This window comes from Erysipelatoclostridium sp. An15, assembly GCF_002160675.1.
GTDB lineage: Bacteria > Bacillota_I > Bacilli_A > Erysipelotrichales > Coprobacillaceae > Thomasclavelia > Thomasclavelia merdavium.
Map to the genome: position 1 here is coordinate 1 of NZ_NFLA01000090.1, position 4176 is coordinate 4176.

The following is a 4176-nucleotide window of genomic DNA, read 5'->3' on the forward strand; positions in this document are numbered from 1 at the left end:
GTCTATAAAAGATTCCGACATTTTAATCAGTTCACATCAAAAAAGACCAATTATCATCAAAGATAGTTGGTCTTATGTTTTTATTTATCGGAATCTTTAGAAAGTCGGGATATCCCGCTGAATTCCGATATCGGAATTCAAAAAGGGTTATCGGTTCCTGATTCAAGTTTGCTTGTCTTATTAGCAGAAGAATTTGATACTTCTGTAAGTACTCTGCTTGGAGAAACTATACATGAAGAAAGTTTGAATGAGGGAAGTTTAAAGAATATTTCTGAAAAACTTGAAGTTATCAATCTTCAGCTTGCGAAAAGAAATGAAATGAGAGTTCGAACAATTCGTTGTTTGTTCATTACAGTGTGTGCAATCATTGTAGTAGTATTTATTGCTTTTGCAGGTATTAATAGTGAATATTTGACTTGGAATTTTAACGATCCTGAGTTGGCAATTGTAGGCACTCTATTACATGGCTTTGAATTTTTGTTTGTAAGATTAGCGCCATTGGTTTTTATTGGTTCTTTAATTGGAATTGTATATACATATAGAAAACAATAATGGGAATATGGATGTGAAGCAATGTTATGCTATAGAGCATCTGGAACGTTTATTTTACAAGGATTTGAGATGGCAAAAATGTTATACCTATATTATCCAAATGAGCGCTATATTGCATAAAGGGAAAGCTTAAATACTTTCTTGTTGAAATACATAATTACATGTTACTAGCAACATGTAGATAGTGTGCTTAATGAGAAATATGTGTGATATCTGTAATGATACCTGTTTGCTAGGAAACTATGAATAGGACGTGAAATTTGGATATTATGAATATAAAAATCCGCAAAAGACAATTATACATTTAACGATTATGTTATACTTGCAGGGAATTAGAGTGAGATTTTATAATAAAGGTAATTATTAAAATGGAAAAATATGTAGCTTTTTTGCGAGGAATCAATGTAGGTGGTAAAAATAAGGTTCCAATGGCAGAATTAAAAAAAGAGTTTGAAAAATGGGGATTTACGGAAGTAAAAACATATTTAAATAGTGGTAATGTTATTTTTTTAAGTGCAAAAGATGATTTGGGGTATTTAAAAGAACAAATTGAGGTAAAATTAGAAGCTAGTTTTGGTTTTGAAATTCCGGTTTTGGTTATTACAAAAGTAGGACTTGAAGATATTTTAAATCATGCACCTGATTGGTGGGGAACTGACAATAAAGAAATTTATGATAATCTTATTTTTATTTTAGCTCCGGCTACATTTTCAAAAGTATATGATGAAATTGGTGAACCTAAAAAAGAATTGGAAAAGATTGAAAATTATGATAATGTAATTTTCTGGTCTTTTAATAGGAAGGAGTACCGAAAAACAAACTGGTGGCAAAAAACAGCCAGTATTGATATCAGTAATAGATTAACGATAAGAACAGCAAATACTATTAAAAAAATAGTTAAAATGTAATAGTTTTTGAATTTCTAATATATGAAAGGTGAGGTGATTAAAAATGATTGATATAGATATCTGGATGAAATATTTCTTGAAAGCATTGGATGAAACATTTAAACAACGGGTATGGTTTGTTGGGATTCAGGGAAGTTATGCTCGAGGTGAAGCAACTGAAAATAGTGATATTGACATGGTGGTAATACTTGATGAATTGACGATTAATGATCTTCAAATTTATGATAGAATGCTGGATACTTTATCATATCGTGAATTAATATGTGGTTTTCTTTCTGGAAAAGGTGAACTGATGAATTGGGATGCTGCCGATCTTTTCCAATTTTATTATGATACTAAGCCGATAAAAGGTAGCCTTGATGATTTATTGGTATTGATTGATGATACTGCATTAAATAGAGCAATTAAAACAGGTGTATGCAATATTTATCATGGATGTGTACATAATATGTTGTATGATAAAAGTGAAGATATTTTAAAGGGGTTATATAAAGCAGCATCTTTTGTTGTTCAAGCAATTTATTTTAAACAAACAGGTCATTATATTAGACAGCAAAGTGAATTATTGAAAATTGTTTTACCTGAAGAACGTATTATTGTTGATACTTTTTTAACGATAAAAAATGGTGGAGTTATTGATTTTAAAGAAATGTCAAACATATTATTTACATGGAGCCAAAAATGGCTCATAAATATGAATAATTTATAATATTATATTTTAAGATTGAAGTATACAGACTAGTGTCTTTAATACTTCTTTTTTTATGGCGATTTTTATCATTTTAACAAGAAAAAAGTCATAATTTGCTAAAATCCTATTTTCACGCTATAATATAAAAAAGTATATTTACTAACAAATAATCTAATAACATGGGAAAGGGAATTAATACAATGACTATATTATTAGAAGAAATGGTTAAGATTATTATTATAGCAGCGATGCTTCAAATAGTTCATCTATTGGATGATAATAAAAATAAAATTATGATTATTAGTGTAATTAGTATTATTATTAATTATTTTCTATTATCAATGGACCTAACTAAAAATACTGTTGGATATGTAGCGTTTTATCCCGTTAATATTTTAATAATTGCTATAATGTGTAAAGAACTTAATAAAGGGCTATTTTATGGAATTTGTTATTATTTTATTCAGCCGATAATTTCTGTTGCTATTCTTTATTTAAATGTTTGTATGAATATGCAGTTTTCTTCATTAGCGAGTTATATAATAACTTTATTAAGTGCTGGTATCTTAGCAGGAGTTCATTATTTAAAATTAGTGCGTTATCGAGGGAATCTAATTGTTTTATTTTTATTAAACACAGTTGCTTTATTAATATCTATGTATTATGGATATTGTTTAATGAGTAATTATGTTATGTTAAGTGAAGTATTTTATTATGGATTAATAATCTTAGTAATTTGGATAGTTTTAAATAAGTTATTATGCCGCAACCAGCATATTTAATATAAATGGTTTTGAAATGGGAGCTGTAATAATTATAGATAGATTATTACAGCTATTTTTATGATAAATATGGAGGACGATAGTGTGATTAAAATAGGGATAATTGATGATCAGCCAAATTGGCTAACAGTAATCAATGATAAATTAAAAACACATTATCAGGGGTTATCATTATTTTTATATCGTTCGGTTAAAGAAATAGATCGTGATTTGGATTTTATTTTGTTGGACATTGATATGCCTGATGTTGATGGAATTGAATTTTCTAAAAAGAATCTTGATACTAAAATTGTTTTTATTACTAATTATGATACACGAATTAAAGAAGCGTTTGGACCAAATGTTTATGGATATATTTCTAAAAGCAACTTAGAAAATGAGTTATATAATAAAGTTGATGAAATGATAACATTAATTAAAGATAATTATACTGTTAGTTTTAATGTTCATGGTCAAGAAACATTGGTTAGAATTAATGATATTATTTATTGCCAGTTTTTAGGGGGACGAATTGTTTCGATTGTTTATAAAAATAAAAGTTTAATGATAAAAAATGTGACATTAAAAAAAGTAAGAGAGAAATTAGATAATCGTTTTATAAAGATTAATCGGGATACAATTATAAACCAAAATAAAATTATTGATTTTCAAAATGATAATGTTTATTTAGAAGGGGTTAATAGTCGTTTTGAAGTAAGTGTTCGTAATCGTACTTTGATAAAACGAATCTTTTTTGGAAAATACAGATGATTGCTAATTTATTAGAGTATTTATTTTGTTTAGTCTATGTGATTTCTCTTACCTTTGTTTTAATGTTTTTGTCTAAAAGAAAAATTGCGTTTAAAAAGATTCTATGTTTAGGATTTTTTTATTCGATCATAAATTATTTATTGACAGGAACAAATTCTTTAGTTTTACAAGAATATATGGTTTCTAATACATGTATTTGGGCATTTGATTTTGTTTATGTTAGTTGTCTGTTAGGAAAGTTTGTAAAGAAGAATGCTTTTTATAGTTCAGTTTTTAATGTAGCTTATATTTTTAGTATTAATGCATATAACACAAAGAAATTAAATATAATAAATAAATTAGCTTGATGGTCTAAAAGTTTTTCACCTGGTAATATTTTTAAACGCTTTAACAGTATCAATAAAACTATCGCTAAAATATTAACTGCAAAAACCATAACTATTCTTTGCCATGAACATGACATCGCCAATGCTCGATTAAAGCCAAAAAACAA

Annotated in this window: 5 protein-coding genes and 1 pseudogene; 5 read left to right on the plus strand and 1 reads right to left on the minus strand. The window is 27.1% G+C overall.

What is annotated here, in order from left to right:
• Window positions 1–66: 66 nt before the first annotated feature.
• The 5 genes from B5E92_RS14940 (at window position 67) to B5E92_RS14960 (ending at window position 3683) form a co-directional block, all read left to right on the plus strand.
• Window positions 67–552, plus strand: coding sequence for a transcriptional regulator (locus B5E92_RS14940; RefSeq protein ID WP_204245293.1), 486 nt, complete (start codon window positions 67–69; stop codon window positions 550–552).
• A gap of 368 nt (window positions 553–920) precedes the next feature.
• Complete coding sequence (locus tag B5E92_RS14945) at window positions 921–1460, plus strand: DUF1697 domain-containing protein (RefSeq protein ID WP_087303479.1); 540 nt, start codon at window positions 921–923, stop codon at window positions 1458–1460.
• Window positions 1461–1503: 43 nt separating this feature from the next.
• The gene (locus B5E92_RS14950) at window positions 1504–2169 is read left to right on the plus strand and encodes a nucleotidyltransferase family protein (RefSeq protein ID WP_087303481.1); all 666 of its coding nucleotides are present in this window, start codon (window positions 1504–1506) and stop codon (window positions 2167–2169) included.
• A gap of 182 nt (window positions 2170–2351) precedes the next feature.
• A complete protein-coding gene (locus B5E92_RS14955; protein ID WP_087303483.1) occupies window positions 2352–2933 on the plus strand; it encodes a hypothetical protein in 582 nt (193 codons plus the stop codon).
• Between the two features lie 84 nt (window positions 2934–3017).
• Window positions 3018–3683 carry a LytTR family DNA-binding domain-containing protein gene (locus B5E92_RS14960; RefSeq protein WP_087303485.1) on the plus strand — a complete coding sequence of 222 codons (666 nt, stop codon included), beginning with the start codon at window positions 3018–3020 and terminating at the stop codon, window positions 3681–3683.
• Window positions 3684–3966: 283 nt separating this feature from the next.
• Here B5E92_RS14960 and B5E92_RS15740 read toward each other — a convergent pair.
• A pseudogene (locus B5E92_RS15740) lies at window positions 3967–4176 on the minus strand (ATP-binding protein); the annotation flags it as partial.

What these genes read in the sequence shown, in the direction of transcription:
- B5E92_RS14950 (WP_087303481.1), top strand. Translation starts at nt 1,504, where the DNA reads ATGATTGATATAGATATCTGGATGAAATATTTCTTGAAAGCATTGGAT.
- B5E92_RS14945 (WP_087303479.1), top strand. Translation starts at nt 921, where the DNA reads ATGGAAAAATATGTAGCTTTTTTGCGAGGAATCAATGTAGGTGGTAAA.
- B5E92_RS14955 (WP_087303483.1), top strand. Translation starts at nt 2,352, where the DNA reads ATGACTATATTATTAGAAGAAATGGTTAAGATTATTATTATAGCAGCG.